This is a genomic window from Danxiaibacter flavus (assembly GCF_041060425.1).
Taxonomy (GTDB): domain Bacteria; phylum Bacteroidota; class Bacteroidia; order Chitinophagales; family Chitinophagaceae; genus Danxiaibacter; species Danxiaibacter flavus.
In genome coordinates, this window is the sequence record NZ_JAULBC010000005.1 from 417022 (window position 1) to 437724 (window position 20703).

The window sequence follows — 20703 nt, forward strand, 5'->3', positions numbered from 1 at the left end:
ATACTTTCAAATGACAGAAGACGCATTTAAAGTAACGATTCATATGGTTTCAAGTCTCGACGGCATTATTGCCAAAAGAGACAACAGTGTTTCCTGGTTTGAAACAGTTGACTATTATGAAAGAGGAGTTGATGAACAAGACCCGGCTGAATTTCTCAAAACTATAGATTGCTATGTAATGGGAGCGCGCACATATGAACATGCGCTCGAACTCTCAAAATCTTATGGCCGGGCTTATGGCAACACACCGACGATTGTAATAAGCCATAGAGATCTTCCCGTTGAAAGAAAGAATGTCGAAATTTATTCAGGAGACCTGAACAAACTCGTGAATGAACGGCTGAAACCAAGCTATAAAAATGTTTGGCTGGTTGGTGGAGCAATGCTTGCGAAAGATTTCATTCATTTAAAGCTGGCAGACGAAATCAGGTTATCTGTTCTACCTGTTATCCTGGGTGATGGTTTACTGTTCTTTAATCAAATAGGAAGGGAGCTTGCCTTGCACCTGAAAAATGTCACCGCCTACAAAAGCGGTATAGTTGAACTACATTATGAAATAAAAAAATAAACGCTCCAAATAATCCAGCTCAACTCAATTTTGTTTCGATCAATATTAAGTTTACCATTTGGAATTGTGTTGGGCTTTTGTACTTTTATTCTCGCTAACGATTTTCAATTGTTCCCCCATCTCAAAACCGTTACCTGTTGCAGCCCGCCAAATGACCATCCTGTTAAAAAATAGATCATGCATTTTTTAACTACCAAATAATACATGCAATGAAAAAAGCAGTCATTACTTTAATCTGTGCCCTGTTTAGCTTTCATTCTTTTAGTCAATCGTTACAGAAAGGAAACCTGGTCGGTCTCCACACTTTTAGTCCTACTTTAAAAGATGGTGTTACGATGGAAGATTTTGCAAAGTTTGTTACCACTAAAGCAATACCTGTTTATGAAGATGCCTTTCCAGGTATGAAAATGTATTTTATCAGATCCTTGCGAGGAAAGGATAGCAGCAGCCTGGGTATTATTTATATGTTTAAAACCGAATCCGACAGAAATAAATACTTTGGTTACAGCGGCCAATTGACAGAACTTGGCAAGGCCGCTGTTGCAAAACTGAGTGATATTGGAAAGGAATTTGAAAAATATGAAGTGGCATCTAACGAGCCGGACATATATAACGATTGGCTGGTTGAGTAATTCGCAATTCCATGTCGTTTTGTTAAGAGTTGTTATTCCCAAATACGCACAAACTATCAGGATCAAATTCATATTAGGGAGACCTAATAAAGCATCTCCTCTGTGCAGCTCTGTGTCTTCTCCGTGAAGCTCTGTGTAATTGTATTTTTTTATTTCACAAAGGAAAGGCAGAAGTGGACACGGAGTGCCACAGAGAATATGTTCGTGTTTTCCAAAACAAAGAACAATTCTGCACCATAGACCTATCATCGACGCCCTCTCTTTTCCGATGACTAACTCTTTCATGTAAAAAAATTTGCGTAGCCAAATAACTACATTATATTTGTAGTCAAATAGCTACATAATGAATTTACGAAGAGACGTTTTCCAGGCAATAGCAGATCCAACAAGAAGAGCTATTCTCCTGTTGGTTGCTTCACAAGCCATGACCGCAGGCGCCATAGCTTCAAACTTTGATACTGCAAGACCTACCGTTTCAAAACACCTGCAAATACTTACCGAATGCGAGCTGCTAGCCCAGGAGCAGAACGGCAGGGAAATTTATTACCATATAAATGCTAACAAAATGAAAGAAGTAGACGATTTCATTGAGCCATTCCGCAAAATGTGGGATGACAGGTTTAACAAGCTTGAGGCAATTATGAAGAATTACAAATCAAAAAAATAGTACAACATGGAAAGAAAAACAAAGGTCCATGCCGAAGAGGGTAAACAGGAAATAACAATCACGCGGGAATTTGATCTTCCGGTAGAGCTACTTTTTAAAGCATACGAGGAACCTGAGATTGTTGAGCAATGGATGGGAACCAGGGTACTGAAACTGGAAAGTAAAAAACACGGCAGTTGGCAAATTGAAACACCTGATCCCAAAGGCAATGTGGCTTTTCGTGCTAATGGTGTAATTCACGAATTCATTCCTGTCCAGAAGATCACGCGGACATTTGAAATGGAGAATACTCCGTTTGGTGTTCAGTTGGAGATCTATGAGTTTGAAAGGTTGACTGATGATACAAGCAGACTGACGATGCATGTAATATATGAATCAGTTGCCCAAAGGGATCAGGTTTTAAAACTTCCTTTTGCCCAGGGCATCAATATGGCGCACAATCGCCTTGAAGAAATTGTAAGCAAATTAAAATAACGGACTATGTCAAAAAGAAATAAAATTATCTACTGGATCGCTACACTTTGGCTGGCATTGGGAATGGTGGCAACAGGATTGGTGCAGGTGCTAAAACAACAGGCGGAAGGACAGCTGTCACCGCCCGGCGTTTATGGTATTACACAACTTGGCTACCCGGTTTATTTTCTAACCATAATAGGTGTATGGAAGCTTTTAGGTGTTGTTGCCATTCTCGTTCCCAGGTTTCCTTTACTGAAAGAATGGGCATATGCAGGCTTCTTCTTTATTATGTCAGGAGCGATATTCTCGCATATTGCAACCGGGCACTCCATGAAGGAAATGTTTCCGGCGTTGCTACTTCTTGCACTTACTGTTGTATCTTGGTATTTCAGGCCCGCCGATAGAAAAGTGATTTTAGTTAATCAATAAATCAGAATTCATGAATCCCAAAGTTGATTTCTTTTTTGACAAGGCTACAAAATGGCAGAAAGAGTATGAGCAATTGAGAACAATTGTTCTTAATTGCGGATTGGAAGAAGAATTGAAATGGGGGAATCCATGCTATACTTTTGAAGACAGAAATATTGTCTTAATTCACGGATTTAAAGATTATTGTGCGCTGCTGTTTTTTAAAGGGGCATTGTTAAACGATGCGCATGGAATGTTGATTCAGCAAACTGAAAATGTGCAAGCTGCACGCCAGATCCGCTTTACTGACGTAAAAGAAATAGTAAAGAAGCAACGAGCCATCAAGACATATATTTATGAAGCTATCGAGGTTGAAAAAGCCGGATTGCAGGTAAAACTGAAAAAGCCAACAGAATTTGCGGTTGCCGAAGAGTTTCAAGTAAGATTAGGCAAGAACCGGGCTTTAAAAAAAGCTTTTGAAGCATTAACGCCGGGGCGTCAAAGAGCTTACCTGCTTTATTTTTCCTCACCCAAACAAGCGAAAACACGCGAATCGAGAGTTGAGAAATATGTCCCGCTGATTTTGGAAGGAAAAGGGTTGAACGACTAATTAAGGAAGGGTGCACGCAGCGTACGCGGAGAGGCGGCGACGCGGCGATAATTCAAAAGCAAAAAAACGGGCAAAAGCAGCATTAAATTAGCAGCAGTATGAGTAACGATAAAAGGAAATTGACAGCGTCGCAAAACGAAGAATTGCTCCAGGTGTTGAAAGCACGATTTGAGAAAAACATGGCTCGCCATAAAAATATAAAATGGGCTGAAGTTCAGGCAAGGCTTGACGCTCAACCGCGTAAATTATGGTCGCTAAACCAGATGGAAGCGACCGGCGGCGAACCGGATGTAGTTGGGTTGGATAAGAAGACCGGCGAATTCCTTTTTTATGATTGCTCTGCTGAAAGTCCAAAGGGCCGCAGAAGCTTTTGTTATGATCACGAAGCTTTGGAGAAAAGAAAAGAACACAAGCCCGAAGATAGTGCCGTTAACATGGCAGCTGAGATGGGCATTGAACTTTTAACGGAAGAACAATACAGGGAGCTGCAGCAGCTTGGAAAATTCGACACAAAAACCTCCAGTTGGGTTGTAACACCTGCTAACATAAGAAAACTGGGTGGCGCAGTATTTTGTGATCGTCGCTATGATACTGTCTTTTTATATCACAATGGAGCAGATTCGTATTACGCCGCAAGGGGATTTCGCGGATGTTTAAAAGTGTAGGTATTCATAAATTCTTTTGAAACGCTGTGCCTTCCACAGCGTTTTTCCATCTGAATATTTCCAAAAACACATGTCCATTATACTTGATCGAAAGTACATCCGGATGCCAAGCTCAGGGCTCATAGCTGAAGGCTCATAGCTTTTTCAAAACCATCCCCGTCTTTTAAACTGCCTGATCATCCACACAGGAATAAGCAGCATAAGCGCAACTGCTATGTAAAATCCGTATTTATTGTGCAAGATAGGTATACGTTCAAAGTTCATTCCGAAAATACCGCCTATCACCGTAGCCGGCGCCAGTAAACATGTTACAATGGCCATCACCTTCATTACCTCGTTCATTTTCATATTTACCTTGTTAAGATAAAGGTCCTGAAGGTTCACCATCATATCTCGATAGTTTTCTACAAGGTCTGAAGCCTGTATCGTATGGTCATAAACGTCTTTGAAATATTTGGTCGTTTTTTCATCCAGCAACTCGCTGTCACTCCGTATAAAACCATTCACCAGCTCACGTACCGGAAGAACATTTCGTTTTAGTACGATGAGCTCTTTACGCAGGTTATTAATGCGGGCGAGTGATCTCGCATTCCCATAGCGAATAATATCCTCTTCAAGCAGTTCAATTCTTTCGCTCAGCTTTTCCATTACCACAAAATAATGGTCAACAATCATGTCTATTAGGGAATAACACAGATAATCCGCACCGGACTGTCTCAGCTTTGTGCCAGAGGCCTTTAGTTTAGAACGGACAAGGTCAAATACATCTCTTTTAGGATCTTCCTGGAAAGTGATCACAAAATTTTTTCCGAGTACAATGCTGATCTGTTCCTGCTCAACCGCAAGCACTTTTTCGTTGAAGAACAGCATATTCAACAGACAGAAAAGGCCTTCGTCCATTTCGTCCATCTTAGCGCGTTGCCCCACGCTAAGAATATCTTCCATAAAAAGGTAGTGTATATTGTACTGCCTGCAGATAGCTTCCACATCAGCCTTGCGTAAACCATCAATATTAATCCAGCTAATATTATCACTGCTCTTAAAACTGAAGCATTCTTCAACCCTTGCAAAGGTATACTCCCTTATTTCAGTAGCGCTATACTCAAATACATAGATATGAACATCCTTTGCTTCTTTCCGCTCAGGTATCACCGTAGGATTTACGGTAAATATTTCCTTTGTTCTTTTCGTGTTTGCCTGCGGAAAGAAAAGCTGCAAATATTTATTGGGATTGATCGTCATAAACACAATTCATTAATAAGGAACATTGGCCGGGCTTCATGATCGTGAATGGTCAATAGTCAATGGTGAAAGGTGAAGCAGGTTTAATTATATCGGTCATCTTGAATGCCAGTTAATTCAACGGCCGTAAACATTATATCGACACTACAATTAATAACTGCAAATATCCACCTGATAAAAATTCTGAGCAAGCTCGCATTTTTCACTATTCACCATTCACTATTCACCATTCACCCCTAAACAATTCTTTTCCCAAAAGGCATTAAAGAAAGCTCCACCAATTTCATGTGTTGCTTGGCAAATGGTATTCCTATTATTGTTATAGCGAGTATAAAAGCGAAAAAAATATGCACCAGCGCTGTGTACCAACCGCCACAAATAATCCAGATGATGTTGCACAATGTTGAAAGGCATCCGTAGTTATTGGGGCCGTTTTCAATGCGCGTACCAAAAGGCCACAGAACTACAGCACCAATTTTAAAACATTGAATACCAAAAGGGATGCCTATGATTGTGCAGCAAAGCACCAGGCCCCCTACAAAATAACCCAATGCACTTAAAAAGCCGCCGAATATCAACCAGATTAAATTACCCAGAATGTTCATCATGGAAAGATAGTTGAAACTTTTTTATTATTTCACAGATTTGCACGATTGAAAAAACATCCAAATATTCTTACCGTGGAACGTTTTATAGAAGAAAGAGTGTTACTTTGTAGGATTGAGGCTACTTATGATAATGCTAAGACCTGTTTTTAACTTAATTAGTTGGGTTTTATTTTTTTTTACCATCGCATTTTTGACAACATCATGTTCGTTAAAAGCAACACGCCCTCAGGTAGCAAAGACAGGGGTGATTGACCTCCGGAATACAGATCTTACAAATTCAAAAGTACCTCTAAACGGTGAGTGGGAATTCTACTTCGGCCATCTGTTAAAACCCGGCGAAAACACGCCTCCTAAAACATACACTGAATTTCCCACACTCTGGAATAATACAGTCGTCAACGGAAAAAATTTACCAGCTTTTGGATATGCAACTTATAAGCTGGATGTATTGCTTCCAAAAAAAAGGCCCAAACTGATATTGCAGGTTCCTGAAGTTTACAGCGCCTTCCGCTTGTATGTAAACGGACAAGTGAATGCCGAAAATGGCGTTCCCGGAAAAACCAGGGAAACAACAGTGCCCTATTGGAGCACGATCATCAGTAGTCTGTTGCCAAATAATACGGATACGTTACACCTGTTGCTACAGGTAAGTAATTTTCATCATCACCGGGGTGGGCCTTACCACCATATTGTTATTGGAGACAGACAAAGTATCATTCTGAAAAAGAACAGGCAAATAGCACTCGATTTTACCCTGGCAGGATGCCTTTTTATGGGCGGACTTTTTTTTATCGGTTTGTATTTGTTTGGCCAGCATGATAAAGCCATCCTTTTTTTCGCATTGTTTTGCATAACCTACAGCTATCGTATAGCAGGCGTTAGTCCTTATTCCCTGCACACAATTGTGCCGGATGTAAGCTGGTTTGTAACCCTGCGGCTGGAATACACAACGCTTTTCCTGAGTGTACTTTTCTTTGCACAGTACATGCGCTTTTTATATCCGGCAGATGTTCACCGGCCCGTTGTAACGATTATGTCGCTTATTTCTTTGGTGTATACGCTTTGTGCTTTGGTGCTTCCTGTAAAGATGTTTTCATCCATGCTAAACTTCTTTTTGGTGGTGCTGCTATTGTTCATTGTTTATGGCATGTACCTTTTTATAAAAGCCGCACGCAAAGAACGTATAGGGGCCAAATATGCCTTAATAAGCACAGCGGTAATCATCGTTGTATTTATTATCATCAACGTTAACTATTTCTATAAAATCGAGGCATCTAATTACATTCTGTTGTTCGCAGCTTATCTGCTGTTCTTCTTTTTTCAATCGCTTATACTGTCTTTTCGGTTTGCAACTACTTTGAAAGTTGCCAAACAACAGGCGGAGCTTGGTTTAAAAGTGAAGTCAGAATTTCTGTCCACTATGTCCCACGAAATAAGAACACCGTTGAATTCTGTCATAGGTACAAGCCAGTTACTTATACAAAATAATCCGCGCCAGGATCAAAAGGAGAGTCTGGACGTGCTGCTGTTCTCAGCAAACAATCTGTTGGTAATAGTGAACGATATCCTTGATTTCAATAAGATAGAGGAGCAGAAAATTACTTTTGAACATATTGAAATGGATTTGGCAGCCATCGCCAGAAACATTATCGCTAGTGCCAGGGCCAGTGCAGAACAAAAAGGTATTGCCCTGAAACTGGAAATGCCGGAGCTTAAAGTAATTGTAATGGGCGATCCTACGCGCCTTAGCCAGGTGTTATACAACCTCGTAAACAATGCCATAAAATTCACCCATACCGGTTCAGTGTGCTTACGTATTAAATTGGTTTCGCAGACTGATGAAGAGCTTAAATTAACTTTTGAGATAGAAGATACCGGTATTGGCATAGAACAGGATAAACAAAAACTAATATTCGATAAATTTACCCAGGCGGACTCTTCCACTTTAAGAAGTTATGGTGGCACCGGTCTCGGCCTTGCTATTTGTAAAAGACTATTGGAATTACAAAACTCAACGCTGCAATTGAGAAGCCTGGTAGGCGTTGGTTCCGTTTTTTATTTCACACAGTCTTTTGAAAAAAGCAACACTCAGTACCCCGTAGAAAACATACAGTCAAATAAAGAAAATGGCAGTATGAAAAATTTGCAAGGCGTTAAAGTATTACTGGTAGAAGACAATCCGATGAATGTGTTTATAGCCAAGAAGTTCCTGGATATGTGGAAAGTGGATGTTGAGGTGGCTGATAATGGCGAAAAAGCTGTGGTTATGAGCACGCAAAATAAATACAATATTATTCTGATGGATCTCCACATGCCACTTGTTGACGGATACGATGCAACAAAACGGATAAGGGCCACAGGAAACCAAACTCCTATTATCGCGCTTACAGCCGCTATTCCTTCTGAAATTCAATCCAAGGTTTTTGAAGCTGGTATGAATGGCATACTTATAAAGCCATTCAATGCAAATGAATTATTTTCAGTTGTTTCAAAATCTTCAAACAATCATCTTAGTTCGCAGCATTAACATGCCGCTATCCAAAAAAGTTAAATTTCATGGCATCTATATTGCTGGCTAGCAATTAATTCACTTGCTTTTTTGTTATCTTTAGGCAACAGCGATTGTTGCTACATTTCTATTACATGTAAGCCATGTACCTTTGCACCGTTTTTACGGTGTAGTGAACATTGGCACAATATTTAAAGGTTCTAATTCATTTAAATTTATTTGACATGAAAGCATTGTATGTTACCGTATCCATTCTATCCTTTGGTCTTTTATTCTCATGCGTTAGCCCCAAAAAAGTAAGACAAGCCGAAGCTAAATATGGACAGTTGAACGGCGCCTATCTTGAATTACAACAAAAGCTCAGAAACTGTGAGCAGACTTCTAAAGATTCTTCAGCGGCATATGCCAGCAGCCGGGCTGATTACGAATCAAGAATTCGTGCATTGACTGACCAGGTAGACTTCTTAAAAACCAACAATACCCAGGTATTATCACAGCTTAAAGATTTGTCTGTTATCTCCAGCTCCCAGGCTGAAAGTATCAATAAATCACTTGAAAATATAGGCGCTAAAGACGCTTATATCAAGGATCTGCAGTCAGCAATGGCTCGTAAAGACTCCTTAAACATGGCGCTGGTGATGAATCTGAAAGGTGCTATAGGTAATCTTGATGATAAGGATATTAACATCAAGGTGGATAAAGGTGTAGTTTACATTGACATCTCTGATAAACTACTTTTCAAAAGCGGAAGCTATGTTGTTACCGACCGCGCGAAAGAAGTGTTAGGAAAAGTTGCGGCGGTTTTGAACAACCAGCCTGATATTGAATTTATGGTGGAAGGCCATACTGACAATGTTCCTTATAAAGGTAATTCTGTGTTGCAGGACAACTGGGATCTGAGTGTTAAGCGTGCAACTTCTGTAGTAAGAATACTTCAGGATCAATACAATATCAAACCGGCACGTATGACAGCAGCGGGTCGCAGTGAATATATACCTGTTGCGACAAATGATTCTGCAGACGGAAAAGCAGCTAACAGAAGGACAAGAATTGTTATTCTACCGCAGTTAGATCAGTTCTTTAAACTGTTGGAAACTCCGCAGGGTAAATAGTTAGAGCGATAACGATTTAATATAGATAAATGGAAAGGCGGCTGAATATCAGTCGCTTTTTTATTTGGGAGCTGATTTGATTAGATTGAAACATGGTGATGTATTTGTTTGCAAAACAGATGGAAAAACATTTTAGAAATGCATTTGAAGACCTGCGGTCTTTGGATTTGAACCATATAAGTAAGGTGTCGGCCGCGCCAACGTTTCGTTATAAACAACTGGCCTAAAACCTAAAGCTTAAAGCCCAAAGCCTAAAGCTGACCGAAGCGAAGTTTTTTAAACCATATAAGGCATATAAGAGCAAATAAGGATTTTGTCTACAATAATAATTGTACTTAAGCGAGAATAAATTTACTTAGCCAGACCGGACTTTCACCATTGACTATTGACTATTCACTAGTTGTATAGAAGGGATGTAAGGAATATAAGTTAAGCGGCTGTTCGCCGCTCCGCGAAGCCTCCTGGCTTCGTGGCTTTACTCTATCGCCTTTGGCGATATGTCTTTTACAATTAATCGCTCCAAGCGATAGAGCAGGTTTGCGGAAGCTGGGACTTCCGCAGAGCGGAAAATCTTATATTCTCTTACATCCCTTCTATACAACTAGTGGATAGTGAATGGTGAAGGTCCGAACTGGTTAAGTAAATATATTGTCGTTTAAGTGTTACTATTATCCTGGGCAAAAGCTCTTATTTGCTCTTATATGCCTTATATGGTTTAAAAAACTTCGCTTCGGTTCGCTTTGGGCTTTAAGCTTTATCAGTTGTTTACAAAGAAACGTTGGCGCGGCCGACACCTTACTTATATGGTTTAATTTCTTCCGCCCTTCCAGGGCGTTGCCTGTGCTAAAGCTTCGACGCCTTCAGCGTCGGTCGAGAAGCGCTAATTATACCCAACAAAAAAAGGGATGCTACTCTCGTAACACCCCTTTCTATATTTCATTTAGTTATCTACTAATAGAATTTGCTTCTGTAATCTTTTACAGTTGCAGCTTGCCTTAAGGAGGCCATAGATCTGTACCCGATCATACTGCGCAACGTATTTTCAAGCTGTGCTTTCAATGAAGCAGGATTGCTTTCCATAGAAGCTTTTGCACCGATGGATTCGCCTTTTACAGCAAAAACACCAGTAGTACCTGCGATCGGCGAGCTTACTTTTCCCTGTAAAGATTTGTTGAATGCAGCACCAACCATTTTAGGTTCATTTCCTACAGCTGGAACAAACGGAGTTTGGAAAGAAATGCTATCTGCTTTCTGTACAGATGCGCCAGCACCCTGAGCATAGGATTCTAAAGTATTTCCTTTCATTTTTGTATCAACGATCACCTTGGCTTTCTTCTCGTTTCTGATGATACTTTCAACCATTGGTCTTGCAGTAGCTGCATTTTGTAAACCTTCTTTATTAATATTGGTAATAATTGCAACTATATACCTGTTATTAATTTTAGTAGGCTCAGAAATAGCACCAAGCTTGTTATCATATACCCATCTTACAAAAGTTCTGCTTTCACCTAATGTACCAATGTTAGCATCGTTTTCCCTTATTTCAGTAGCGGGTAAAACGGGTTTACCTTGTTTAACCGCATTCTGCTCAAAGCTCTTCATATCGCGGCTTACAGCTACAAACTGGCTCGCTGCATTACTTGCAGTTACATCTGTTTCAGCGCTAACTGCGATTGGTTTTGAAACATATGCGATCTGGTAGGCGTCTTCAAATTTCTTTTGGTCAAGAACTTCAATATAATGGTAACCACCATATGCAGCGTTCTCAACTTTCACCGTTTTCTTATCACCGGTTTTGCCGTAGAATATGGTTTCAGCGAACTCTTTGCTGATGCTTCCGAACTGCATTGCAGTAAATGTATATTCTCCGTTGGTAGCTTTACTTCCGGGATCATCGCTGAATTTCTGAACCATCGAATCGAAGCTTGCACCATGGTTAATAGCGTTAACAATGCTGTCAATTCTTTTCTTGGCAACGCTATCAGGTAATACAGGCTGTCCCTGATTTTCTGTCTTAATTAATATGTGGCGGCATTTTACAGAATCAGGCATTACACGGCGGCTGATCATTTTAGCCAGGGTGTAGTTAGTATTATCAAGATACGGTCCGAACACCTGTCCGTCTGCCAGTTTTAAAATGCTGTCAGCGCTCGGAACCTGTACCGTACTTTTTGTGATGTAACCATCATAATAAGGAATAGCGCTTCCTTTAGAAGCAACAAATGTTTTCACGTTTGCAGTAGGAGTGTTAACAAACTCTGGTTTAATTTCTTCCAGTTGTTTGTAAACAGCAGCACTATCCTGTGAGCTTGGATTTGCATCAAAAGCTACATAAGAAACAGAGCGTGTTTCTTCATCCTGCTTAAACAGGTTCTTATGTTTATTCACATAGTTGTTAATATCATCATCAGATACTTTGATGGTGCTGTCAACAACTGAATTGTAAGGAACAAATACATAAGAAACGCTTGCGATAGAATTATTATCAGCGCTCATTTTCTCAACCATCCATTTAGGAATGTATGCAGCACCAGTGATCAAAGACTGGTATTTGCGTTGTAATGTCTGATCGATTGTTGGCTGAATATATGCTTCATAGATCGCATTAACCTGCGGATCATTTTTCTTTTTCTTAAGCTGGTTAAACTGCTGTTTAGCCTGCTCCATATTAAACTGGCCGGTATTAGGATCAGTAAATGCCTGAACAAGCCATTGCGGAGGATTAGCACCGAACAACTGGTTGCTTATTTCGTCACCTGTAACCTGTACGCCAAGTTTTTTGTATTCTTTATTCATCAACACTTCATTCACCATCAGGTTCCATACACCCGCCATCAACTGTTCGCGGGGCATGTTTGCTGCCTGCTGGTTGGTTTGCTGAATAAATTCTACTTTTCTTTCAAAATCAGCTTTCTCTATAGATTCTCCATCTACTTTACCAACAGTTGTGGTATTAGCGAATAAACTTCCTTTACGGTACAAGCCATCCTGCAGAATAAAAGCAATTAGGGCAAGAGCAATGATAATAAAGACAATCCACGCGCCTTTATCACGAATTCGTTGAATTACTGACATATTAGTTAATACGGTTTAATATAAGGATGGCAAAAATAGGGGAAAAAACATTTCAACAAATTGTGGATAACGGCTGAAAATATTGTCGTATTTGCTTTTTTGGGCTTTTTGGCGTTTTACCCCCATATATATTATATATATGCATGCAGAAAACCATAATCCTGTGTTTTTTTATGTAAAAAGCGGTAAAAAAACTTCCGTGGAACATTAATTAACACAAAAATGTTGAAAACCGGGTAAAGCCGTTAATAAACTCACTTTTTAACAATGCGGATTGTGGACGCGAGTGGAATAACTAAGGCGGTTTTCCGGTTTTTTCGATTTTCCACTTTCTTAATCACTTTTTCCCCCATCTTAATTAACAGTTAATTACTTGTGAATTACCAGATGGGCATAAACCGGTTTAAGATTTTCCACCGATGTGGGTAAAGCCGCCTTTTTTATATTTCACGAACGTTTCACAGTGTGAGTTTTATGTGGATATGTGTGGATAGATAATCAGTCATTAACTTTGCATTGTGGGGATAAGAAAGTTATCACGATATCCACAGCCGTAATAGTAATAGCTTTTTTTTTATAAATGTATTATTAAAGAATATTACGGTCGATATTCACATTTTTTGAGAGTGATTTCAAAAAATTTTTTTCTCAGGTTGTTGGATATTTGTTGCCTGCAAAAAATTAAACAACGCACGATGAACAATCTTAATGTAGTTCCGGATGAAGTTTTGCAAAGAGCAAAAGCAAATGTTGATTCGAACGGTTATTTGAATATTGAAATAGATCCGCGCCTGGATCTGTTTGCGGAAATAGAACGATTGAAGAAAGAAAAGAATGCAATACTGCTGGCTCACTATTACCAGGAGCCGGATATACAGGATGTTGCAGATTATATTGGCGATAGCCTTGGCCTTGCTCAACAGGCAGCAAAGACAGATGCTGATATAATTGTATTTGCCGGAGTGCACTTTATGGCTGAAACGGCAAAAATTCTCAACCCAAACAAAAAAGTGCTCCTTCCCGATTTAAAGGCCGGATGTTCCTTAGCCGATAGCGCTCCTGCTGATTTATTTGCCCATTTTAAGGCAAAATACCCCGGGCACATCGTAATTAGTTATATAAACTGTACAGCCGAAATTAAGGCCCTTAGCGACATAATCTGCACATCTTCAAATGCAGAGAAGATTATAGAGAGTGTTCCGAAGGATCAGCCGATCATTTTTGCGCCAGATAAAAATCTTGGTGGATATCTCAACAAAAAGACCGGACGCAACATGGTACTGTGGAACGGTGCATGTATGGTTCATGAAATATTCAGCCTGGAGAAGATCACTAAATTAAAAGTCCGTCACCCTAAAGCCAAATTGATTGCGCACCCTGAGTGTGAAGATGCTGTTTTGCAGGTTGCTGATTTTGTTGGAAGCACAACGCAACTGTTGAAATATGCTATTCAGGATAGTGCAGAAGAATATATTGTTGCTACAGAAACAGGTATACTGCACCAGATGCAAAAAGATGCACCTCACAAGACATTTATACCGGCCCCGCCGAATAACAGCTGTGCATGCAATGATTGTCCACACATGAAGCTGAATACACTTGAAAAGCTGTACCTGTGCATGGAATATGAAACCCCGGAAATCACCATGGATGAAACGCTTAGAAAAGCGGCTTTAAAACCAATTGAGCGTATGCTTGAAATAAGCAGGGCTGCAGGTCTGATTGGCGGATAGATGTGGATAAACTGTTGACTTTGTTGGTTTGTTGTTCTTGACAATTAGCTGCCTTTTGTGAACGACTACATGGATAAATAAAGATATTTAATCAGGTAGGTTATGGATACAATGCAACGAATCAGGAACGCCTATAAAATGGCGCGGGATTATCCTTCTCTCATGTCTATGCTTATTGACATTGGAGTTGCTTCTTATACCGTTGATGTTGCTACCAGCACGGTTTTGTATCGGATGCCCGAAGGGGAAAACGTTATTCACATAAGTGATGTTGTTCCCAGGGAAATTGCAAGAAGTTTCAATAAAAAACAGGTAACACAAGCGATCAAGGACAAACGTGAAGACAAGATTGATTATCCTGTTTTTATGACCGAGCTTGCAAAATCGGGCGTACGGTTTTACGAAGCCACATTGAATGGCATTAGTAAGAAAGTAACTTACATTGGGCCTGATGGTCACTTTGAAGAGAGGATCCCTCTATGAGCTAATATTATTAAGCCGGGCATAAGTTTGTTCATCTTTTGTTGAAGCTTGTCATGCAAAAATTTTTATCAGAAGAATAAACAGCCTGGCTTAATAATATTTTTCTTCACCTGGTGTGAATAAAGCTATGGTTCATGAAAATCGGAATAAGCATCAGGTCGCTTATTCACAATTGCATGTTGATAACCTCTCAGAAATAAGAAAGCCATCTGGAAAGATGGCCTTCATTTACTAACCCATATAGTTCTATTAATCTTCCTCAGCTTCCTGTAAAACAGAGCCTGCGGGAACATCCATAAGTTTTGCCCTGATCTTACCTTCTATTTCATTTGCTAATTCAGGATTGTCTTGCAATAATTTTTTCACTGCCTCACGACCCTGGCCCAGTTTGTTGCTGTCATAGCTGAACCAGCTACCGCTTTTCTGTACAATGCCAAGATCCACACCCATATCAAGTATCTCACCTATTTTGCTGATACCTTCACCAAACACCAGATCGAACTCTGCAGAACGGAAAGGAGGAGCCACTTTATTTTTTACAACTTTTACTTTTATACGGTTACCGATTGCTTCATCACCATCTTTGATCTGTGCCATACGGCGGATATCCAAACGTACAGAAGCATAGAATTTTAAAGCGTTACCGCCGGTTGTTGTTTCAGGGTTTCCAAACATTACACCGATCTTTTCACGTAACTGGTTAATGAAGATACAAACGGTATTTGTCTTGCTGATAGTAGCTGTAAGTTTACGTAAAGCCTGGCTCATTAAACGTGCCTGTAAGCCCATTTTGCTATCACCCATTTCACCTTCCAACTCACCTTTCGGTACAAGCGCAGCTACTGAGTCAATTACCACAACATCCAGCGCACCGGAAAGAATTAAGCGGTCAGCAATTTCAAGCGCCTGCTCACCATAATCAGGTTGAGATATTAAAAGGTTATCCACATCAACACCCAGCTTTTGCGCATAAGCGCTGTCAAAGGCATGTTCGGCATCTATTATCGCACAAATGCCGCCTTTTTTCTGAGCTTCAGCAATCACATGCGTGGCTACAGTTGTTTTACCTGAAGATTCAGGTCCATATATTTCAACAATTCTTCCTTTTGGTAATCCGCCTATTCCAAGTGCAGTATCAAGACCGATGGATCCGGTTGAAACTACTTCCAGTTGTTTTTCGGCCTTTTCATTCATCATCATTACACTACCCTTGCCAAAATCTTTATCTATTTTATCTATCGTGAGCTTGAGTGCTTTAAGTTTTTCTGCGTTTGACATTATTATTCGTTTTAGAGGTAATGAGAAAACAAAACTAATTAATTTATCAATATAATGCTAAAAAATTTAGAATATATTTTGTTCTGCTACACAAAATAAAGGGATATTCAATCAATTTGACTAAGTAGTTTTGCGTTTCAAAAACATTATATACGTAAGCCAAAGAGTTGGTTTTACGTTGCCGATTTTTGCGTTGCCGTAAGTTATACACAGATATGTGAAGAAGGCTGTGAACAAGATGAATGTTGATTTGTTTTAGCATTGAGGCTTGCAAAAAATTGCCGAATCTTTAATCTAAAATTATAAGTATGGGAATTGCTCAAATGATGTTGCCGGAATTAAAACACGAGGCGGCTAATACACGTAAAATACTGGAGCGTTTAAAACAAGCCGAAGATAAGTTCGAGTGGAGACCTCATCAGAAATCTTATACCATGGGTCAGTTGGCTAGTCACATCGCCAACCTTACGACGTGGATAACTATGACAATTAACAGTGATGAACTTGATTTAGCCAGTAGTCCGAGAAGGCAACCGCTGACGGGTTTTTTGGAGGTGCTGGAGGTTTTTGAAAAGAACCTGGATGAAGCCACGAAGGCACTTGAAGGGGCTGATGACAGCCTGCTAATGAAGAAATGGACCTTGCGTAAAGGTGATCATGTTATTCTGGAATTACCGAAGGCGGCAGTAATCAGGAGTATGGTATTTAATCATGTTGTACATCATCGCGGTCAGTTGACCGTATACCTGAGATTGAATGATCTTGCGGTTCCCGGCATGTATGGCCCATCCGCAGATGAGCAATAGCACAAAAGAAAACCGGCAGTAATAAGTGCCGGTTTTTTTCTGGTTGCGAGGTGTACTCTATGACTGATGCTGATAAAACTTATTTTTCAAGTTTAATTTCGCCCAAATCCGTTGTTTGTCCGTCGGCTACCTGAACGCCTTCCTTAATCACATCTTTGTAAGGTTCAGTTGCGTCTATCATCACTTTATATGTACCAGCTTTAGCATTTGTAAATGTAAATGCTCCCCCGCTAATTGTGGCTCTTATAGTGTCTGTAGAAGATAGCGCCCAGGCTTCTTTCGCGCCATCGGCAGGTGTAATAGATCCTTTAATTCCTCCACCCTGCAGATTGGTGAATGCAAAGAAACCAGCGGCAGATATAGCAAGGGCCGCAAGGCCCAGTTTAACTCTTTTCATATGTGCTCAATTTAATGTTAAACAATAAAGGTGAATTCTTTTAGCTTATTGCTATTTTTCAAGTACCATGCCAAGCTGTTGACAACTTTGTTAATAAAAAAAGCCACTTGGTGGTGGCTTTCATAAATGTTAAAGACGTTTGTACAGTTTTCTTAGCTTTTCACGCGTCATTATCTTTTCCCAGTCTGCGCCGAGTGCGTTTTCCCACAAGGCTTTCATGCCGAGGGAAACATTGATCATGGTATCGAACTGTTCGTCGGTCAGATCTTTGCAGATGCCTTCCGGAATATCAATATTATTTTTTTCAACCATTTTCTTGAACTCCGCTGTTCCTTCAGGATAATATTCTTCAAGATGGTTCATTACTATACAGTTTCCAATTCCATGTTTGGTTCCCAACAGATAGCTTAAGCCATAGCTAACAGCGTGGGTTACGCCTACCTGGCTATAAGCAATGCTCATTCCGCCGGCATAAGATGCCATCATCAGTTTATCATCACTTTCTTCGTCCCACGTGTCTTTTTCAAGAAATACTTCCTGGCAAAGCTCAAGCGCTTTTTCACCATAGCTTTTGCTGAATTCATTCAGGTAAGTTCCTTCCAGACTTTCAACGCAATGGATATAGCAATCCATTCCCGTATAGAAGCGCTGATTAGCCGGTGCGTTTGCTGTTAATTCAGGGTCAAGAACTATCTGATCAAATGGTGTATAATCAGAGTTCATACCCAGTTTTTTAGTTGGTCCGGTAAGTACACAGGTTCTGCTTACCTCAGCGCCGGTTCCGCTTAACGTTGGAATACCTACTTTATACACACCGGGTTTCTTTACGAGGTCCCATCCCTGGTAATCGGCGGATGAACCCTCATTGGTCATCATTAAAGAAACGGCTTTGGCCAGATCCATTACAGAACCACCACCAATGCCAATAATACCACTTACCGTTCCGAATTCTTCTTTTAGGTCTTTGGCCAGTTTATCCACATAAGAGGTCTTAGGTTCGTGTGTTACATCAATATAAATAAGTTTGTCATTGCCTTTTAATGGAACTCTGTCAGCCAAAGGTTTTCCTTCGAAAAAGTAATCGACAAAAAATACCATTGGAGCACCGTTTTTGCGGTTAGGAGCAAGAATTTCATCCAGTTGGTCAAAACTTCCTCTTCCGAAAATCACATAATTTACCATCCTGAAGTTGCGGAACTGTGCCATAACATTAGATTTTATGCTGCGAAGGTAATAGTTTGAGTGGCATGGGTTTACTCATTTCTGGATGAGATAAGAGTTTTAATAATTTCTTGTATGTCTGATTGTGAATAACCTTTTTGTAAAAGATAAGTTGTTGTTTTTACCCTGCACGATTGATCTGTTTCCTTAGTAAGTGTTGATATCTTTTGCCTGGCAAGATCTTCAAGTGTAGCATAGTAATCATCCATGTCTATTGAAGCAAGTGCTTCTGTAATGTATTCCTGTGAAATGCCCTTTAATTTTAAAGCATACTGAATCTTTCGTTTTCCCCAATGTTTTAATCTAAATTTGGATCCGGCGTATTGAAGGGCAAATCTTTGTTCATTTACAAATCCTTCTTTTACCAGGGAGTGAAGTATTTCTTCGCTTTCAGCAGAATTTAATCCGTAAGATGCAAGCTTTTCAAGCGTTTCAGCCGGTGAACGCTCCTGATAGGCACAAAAATTGCTGATTTTATGTAGTGCTTTTTGCTTTGTAAGATTGTTCAAGAATTGAGCTTTAAAAATTAAACAAATTCTCGTGAATAACCTGCAAAGATTGGAAATTTAAAAGTTATGCCCCAAATGAAAGCTATGAGACTGACCATTTGTGTTGTTGATGATGACAAAGTTTATCAGTTCGCAGTGCGTAAGACTATCGAAGCCACGGGGATGGCTGACAGCGTATTAACTTTCTCCAACGGGGCTGAAGCAATCAGCTATCTGGAAACCCACAAATCAAGTTCCGATCTTCCTGATATAATCTTCCTTGACATCAATATGCCGGTAATGAACGGTTGGCAGTTCCTTGAGAATTATGCGCGTATTTCATTAGGTAAAAATATTCCGGTTTATATGGTGAGTTCGTCAATAGATGAACACGATATCAATAAATCAAGACAATATCAATCTGTTGCCGACTATATTCTTAAACCCGTGCATAAAGAAAAATTCAGCCAGTTACTGGCTTCTATCCCGCACAACTAATTCACATTCGGGTGTGAATAAAGCTGAAATGTAAAACTGGTTTTCCATAATAATTTATTTTACAGTAGGTTTGTTGGATTACAAAACTTGAGAGCGTTTTATGAAATTTATTGTATCCTCTTCAGCTTTATTAAAACACTTACAACAAATAAGTGGTGTAATTAGCGCTAATACGGTATTGCCAATATTAGAAGATTTCTTATTTGAGATTCAGGATAAAAAATTAGGAATTGTTGCTACCGACCTTGAAACCGTTATGAGAGTTGAAATGGATGTGGAAAGTAAAATGAACGGTAGAGTATGTATCCCTGCAAAGATCCTGATGGATTCTTTGAAAAACCTTCCAGATCAGCCGCTGACATTTAATATAGATAGCAAATATGCAGTTGAAATTACCAGTGATAATGGTAAGTATAAAGTAATGGGTGAAAATCCCGATAACTTTCCCAAAGAGCCATCAGCGGATGAAACCAATAGCTTTAACATGAGCAGCGGAGCCCTGATAACTGCGATCAATAAAACTTTGTTTGCTGTTAGCAATGATGATCTTCGTCCTGCAATGACAGGTGTTTTCTTTGAACTGAATGGAAACAGTGCTCAATTTGTCGCTACGGATGCGCACAGACTTGTACGTTATAAAAGAACAGATGTAGTTTGTCCAAAATCAGACAGCTTCATCGTTCCAAAGAAACCTTTGAACTTGCTGAAGAATGCATTGCCTGACAATTCAGATGAAATAACGATCAGCTATAACAGCAATCACCTTTTCATTAAGCATGGTTCAACACAATTGATCTGTAGATTGATTGATGCGCGTTTCCCAGATTATAAAGTCGTTATTCCTGCTGACAATCCTTACAAGCTTGTGGTTGTTAAATCTGATTTCCAGAGTGCATTAAGACGTGTAAGTGTGTTCAGTAATAAAAGCACTAACCAGGTTGCTTTGAACATAAGCGGCAGCGAGCTTACATTAACAGCGCAGGATGTTGATTTCAGTTTTGAAGGTAACGAGCGTATGAGCTGCCAGTACGATGGTGAAGATCTGCAAATTGCTTTCAACGCAAAATTTTTGATTGAGATGCTGAATGGCGTTGATGGTGATGAGATCAAAATGGAGTTATCAACACCAACAAAAGCGGGTCTTATTAAGCCGATTGAAGAAGAGAGTAACCAGGAGCTGTTGATGCTTGTAATGCCACTAATGCTGAACAACTAGAATAGCTTAGTATAAAGTGAAAACCACCGTA

21 protein-coding genes are annotated in these 20703 nt (G+C 39.8%); 14 read left to right on the forward strand and 7 right to left on the reverse strand.

Features of this window, described 5'->3' with window-relative positions:
- The first annotated feature begins 10 nt into the window (after nucleotides 1-10).
- The 7 genes from QTN47_RS16615 (at nucleotide 11) to QTN47_RS16645 (ending at nucleotide 4006) form a co-directional block, all read left to right on the forward strand.
- Nucleotides 11-568: a dihydrofolate reductase family protein gene (locus QTN47_RS16615; protein ID WP_369330525.1), complete on the forward strand. Its 558-nt coding sequence runs from the start codon at nucleotides 11-13 to the stop codon at nucleotides 566-568.
- 209 nt (nucleotides 569-777) lie between these two features.
- A complete protein-coding gene (locus QTN47_RS16620) occupies nucleotides 778-1200 on the forward strand; it encodes a hypothetical protein (RefSeq protein ID WP_369330526.1) in 423 nt (140 codons plus the stop codon).
- A 343-nt stretch (nucleotides 1201-1543) separates the two neighbouring features.
- Complete coding sequence (locus QTN47_RS16625) at nucleotides 1544-1867, forward strand: ArsR/SmtB family transcription factor (RefSeq protein ID WP_369330527.1); 324 nt, start codon at nucleotides 1544-1546, stop codon at nucleotides 1865-1867.
- A gap of 6 nt (nucleotides 1868-1873) precedes the next feature.
- The gene (locus QTN47_RS16630) at nucleotides 1874-2341 is read left to right on the forward strand and encodes an SRPBCC domain-containing protein (RefSeq protein ID WP_369330528.1); all 468 of its coding nucleotides are present in this window, start codon (nucleotides 1874-1876) and stop codon (nucleotides 2339-2341) included.
- Nucleotides 2342-2347: 6 nt separating this feature from the next.
- Nucleotides 2348-2752 carry a DoxX family protein gene (locus QTN47_RS16635; RefSeq protein WP_369330529.1) on the forward strand — a complete coding sequence of 135 codons (405 nt, stop codon included), beginning with the start codon at nucleotides 2348-2350 and terminating at the stop codon, nucleotides 2750-2752.
- A gap of 10 nt (nucleotides 2753-2762) precedes the next feature.
- A complete protein-coding gene (locus QTN47_RS16640) occupies nucleotides 2763-3341 on the forward strand; it encodes a YdeI/OmpD-associated family protein (RefSeq protein ID WP_369330530.1) in 579 nt (192 codons plus the stop codon).
- 98 nt (nucleotides 3342-3439) lie between these two features.
- Nucleotides 3440-4006, forward strand: coding sequence for a DUF4256 domain-containing protein (locus tag QTN47_RS16645; RefSeq protein WP_369330531.1), 567 nt, complete (start codon nucleotides 3440-3442; stop codon nucleotides 4004-4006).
- A gap of 144 nt (nucleotides 4007-4150) precedes the next feature.
- Here QTN47_RS16645 and corA read toward each other — a convergent pair whose 3' ends face one another.
- Nucleotides 4151-5248 carry a magnesium/cobalt transporter CorA gene (gene corA / locus QTN47_RS16650; RefSeq protein WP_369330532.1) on the reverse strand — a complete coding sequence of 366 codons (1098 nt, stop codon included), beginning with the start codon at nucleotides 5246-5248 and terminating at the stop codon, nucleotides 4151-4153.
- Nucleotides 5249-5484: 236 nt separating this feature from the next.
- On the reverse strand, nucleotides 5485-5856 hold the full coding sequence (locus QTN47_RS16655) for a YccF domain-containing protein (RefSeq protein ID WP_369330533.1): 372 nt from the start codon (nucleotides 5854-5856) through the stop codon (nucleotides 5485-5487).
- Between the two features lie 190 nt (nucleotides 5857-6046).
- On the opposite strand from QTN47_RS16655, the gene QTN47_RS16660 reads away from it, so the two are divergent.
- Together QTN47_RS16660 and QTN47_RS16665 are read left to right on the forward strand one after the other, a co-directional pair.
- Nucleotides 6047-8383, forward strand: a complete 2337-nt coding sequence (locus QTN47_RS16660) for an ATP-binding protein (RefSeq protein ID WP_369330534.1) — start codon at nucleotides 6047-6049, stop codon at nucleotides 8381-8383.
- A 206-nt stretch (nucleotides 8384-8589) separates the two neighbouring features.
- Complete coding sequence (locus QTN47_RS16665) at nucleotides 8590-9477, forward strand: OmpA/MotB family protein (RefSeq protein ID WP_369330535.1); 888 nt, start codon at nucleotides 8590-8592, stop codon at nucleotides 9475-9477.
- Between the two features lie 951 nt (nucleotides 9478-10428).
- On the opposite strand, the gene QTN47_RS16670 is transcribed toward QTN47_RS16665, so the two are convergent.
- Nucleotides 10429-12552, reverse strand: a complete 2124-nt coding sequence (locus tag QTN47_RS16670) for a SurA N-terminal domain-containing protein (protein WP_369330536.1) — start codon at nucleotides 12550-12552, stop codon at nucleotides 10429-10431.
- Between the two features lie 695 nt (nucleotides 12553-13247).
- Between QTN47_RS16670 and nadA the strand changes: the two genes are divergently transcribed.
- Together nadA and QTN47_RS16680 are read left to right on the forward strand one after the other, a co-directional pair.
- Complete coding sequence (gene nadA / locus QTN47_RS16675) at nucleotides 13248-14285, forward strand: quinolinate synthase NadA (protein ID WP_369330537.1); 1038 nt, start codon at nucleotides 13248-13250, stop codon at nucleotides 14283-14285.
- 102 nt (nucleotides 14286-14387) lie between these two features.
- Nucleotides 14388-14768 (forward strand): DUF1398 family protein, encoded by a 381-nt coding sequence (locus QTN47_RS16680; RefSeq protein ID WP_369330538.1) that lies wholly within the window; start codon nucleotides 14388-14390, stop codon nucleotides 14766-14768.
- A gap of 249 nt (nucleotides 14769-15017) precedes the next feature.
- Here QTN47_RS16680 and recA read toward each other — a convergent pair whose 3' ends face one another.
- Nucleotides 15018-16046, reverse strand: a complete 1029-nt coding sequence (gene recA, locus QTN47_RS16685; RefSeq protein ID WP_369330539.1) for a recombinase RecA — start codon at nucleotides 16044-16046, stop codon at nucleotides 15018-15020.
- Nucleotides 16047-16354: 308 nt separating this feature from the next.
- Between recA and QTN47_RS16690 the strand changes: the two genes are divergently transcribed.
- A complete protein-coding gene (locus QTN47_RS16690) occupies nucleotides 16355-16852 on the forward strand; it encodes a DinB family protein (protein ID WP_369330540.1) in 498 nt (165 codons plus the stop codon).
- Between the two features lie 79 nt (nucleotides 16853-16931).
- Here the strand turns inward: QTN47_RS16690 and QTN47_RS16695 are convergent, their stop codons facing one another.
- From QTN47_RS16695 to QTN47_RS16705, 3 genes are all read right to left on the reverse strand, one after another.
- Nucleotides 16932-17249 carry a carboxypeptidase-like regulatory domain-containing protein gene (locus QTN47_RS16695; protein WP_369330541.1) on the reverse strand — a complete coding sequence of 106 codons (318 nt, stop codon included), beginning with the start codon at nucleotides 17247-17249 and terminating at the stop codon, nucleotides 16932-16934.
- Nucleotides 17250-17378: 129 nt separating this feature from the next.
- A complete protein-coding gene (locus QTN47_RS16700) occupies nucleotides 17379-18455 on the reverse strand; it encodes an iron-containing alcohol dehydrogenase family protein (RefSeq protein WP_369330542.1) in 1077 nt (358 codons plus the stop codon).
- Nucleotides 18456-18502: 47 nt separating this feature from the next.
- A complete protein-coding gene (locus tag QTN47_RS16705; protein ID WP_369330543.1) occupies nucleotides 18503-18979 on the reverse strand; it encodes a regulatory protein RecX in 477 nt (158 codons plus the stop codon).
- Between the two features lie 84 nt (nucleotides 18980-19063).
- Between QTN47_RS16705 and QTN47_RS16710 the strand changes: the two genes are divergently transcribed.
- Entirely contained in the window at nucleotides 19064-19456 is a 393-nt protein-coding gene (locus QTN47_RS16710) for a response regulator (protein WP_369330544.1), read from the forward strand.
- Between the two features lie 100 nt (nucleotides 19457-19556).
- Entirely contained in the window at nucleotides 19557-20672 is a 1116-nt protein-coding gene (gene dnaN / locus QTN47_RS16715; RefSeq protein WP_369330545.1) for a DNA polymerase III subunit beta, read from the forward strand.
- Nucleotides 20673-20703 lie beyond the last annotated feature (31 nt).

Excerpts from the sequence above, each read along its gene's own strand:
- QTN47_RS16615 (WP_369330525.1), top strand. The coding sequence starts at position 11 with ATGACAGAAGACGCATTTAAAGTAACGATTCATATGGTTTCAAGTCTC.
- QTN47_RS16620 (WP_369330526.1), top strand. The coding sequence starts at position 778 with ATGAAAAAAGCAGTCATTACTTTAATCTGTGCCCTGTTTAGCTTTCAT.
- QTN47_RS16625 (WP_369330527.1), top strand. The coding sequence starts at position 1,544 with ATGAATTTACGAAGAGACGTTTTCCAGGCAATAGCAGATCCAACAAGA.
- QTN47_RS16630 (WP_369330528.1), top strand. The coding sequence starts at position 1,874 with ATGGAAAGAAAAACAAAGGTCCATGCCGAAGAGGGTAAACAGGAAATA.
- QTN47_RS16635 (WP_369330529.1), top strand. The coding sequence starts at position 2,348 with ATGTCAAAAAGAAATAAAATTATCTACTGGATCGCTACACTTTGGCTG.
- QTN47_RS16640 (WP_369330530.1), top strand. The coding sequence starts at position 2,763 with ATGAATCCCAAAGTTGATTTCTTTTTTGACAAGGCTACAAAATGGCAG.
- QTN47_RS16645 (WP_369330531.1), top strand. The coding sequence starts at position 3,440 with ATGAGTAACGATAAAAGGAAATTGACAGCGTCGCAAAACGAAGAATTG.
- corA (WP_369330532.1), bottom strand. The coding sequence starts at position 5,248 with ATGACGATCAATCCCAATAAATATTTGCAGCTTTTCTTTCCGCAGGCA.
- QTN47_RS16655 (WP_369330533.1), bottom strand. The coding sequence starts at position 5,856 with ATGATGAACATTCTGGGTAATTTAATCTGGTTGATATTCGGCGGCTTT.
- QTN47_RS16665 (WP_369330535.1), top strand. The coding sequence starts at position 8,590 with ATGAAAGCATTGTATGTTACCGTATCCATTCTATCCTTTGGTCTTTTA.
- QTN47_RS16670 (WP_369330536.1), bottom strand. The coding sequence starts at position 12,552 with ATGTCAGTAATTCAACGAATTCGTGATAAAGGCGCGTGGATTGTCTTT.
- nadA (WP_369330537.1), top strand. The coding sequence starts at position 13,248 with ATGAACAATCTTAATGTAGTTCCGGATGAAGTTTTGCAAAGAGCAAAA.
- QTN47_RS16680 (WP_369330538.1), top strand. The coding sequence starts at position 14,388 with ATGGATACAATGCAACGAATCAGGAACGCCTATAAAATGGCGCGGGAT.
- recA (WP_369330539.1), bottom strand. The coding sequence starts at position 16,046 with ATGTCAAACGCAGAAAAACTTAAAGCACTCAAGCTCACGATAGATAAA.
- QTN47_RS16690 (WP_369330540.1), top strand. The coding sequence starts at position 16,355 with ATGGGAATTGCTCAAATGATGTTGCCGGAATTAAAACACGAGGCGGCT.
- QTN47_RS16695 (WP_369330541.1), bottom strand. The coding sequence starts at position 17,249 with ATGAAAAGAGTTAAACTGGGCCTTGCGGCCCTTGCTATATCTGCCGCT.
- QTN47_RS16700 (WP_369330542.1), bottom strand. The coding sequence starts at position 18,455 with ATGGCACAGTTCCGCAACTTCAGGATGGTAAATTATGTGATTTTCGGA.
- QTN47_RS16710 (WP_369330544.1), top strand. The coding sequence starts at position 19,064 with ATGAGACTGACCATTTGTGTTGTTGATGATGACAAAGTTTATCAGTTC.
- dnaN (WP_369330545.1), top strand. The coding sequence starts at position 19,557 with ATGAAATTTATTGTATCCTCTTCAGCTTTATTAAAACACTTACAACAA.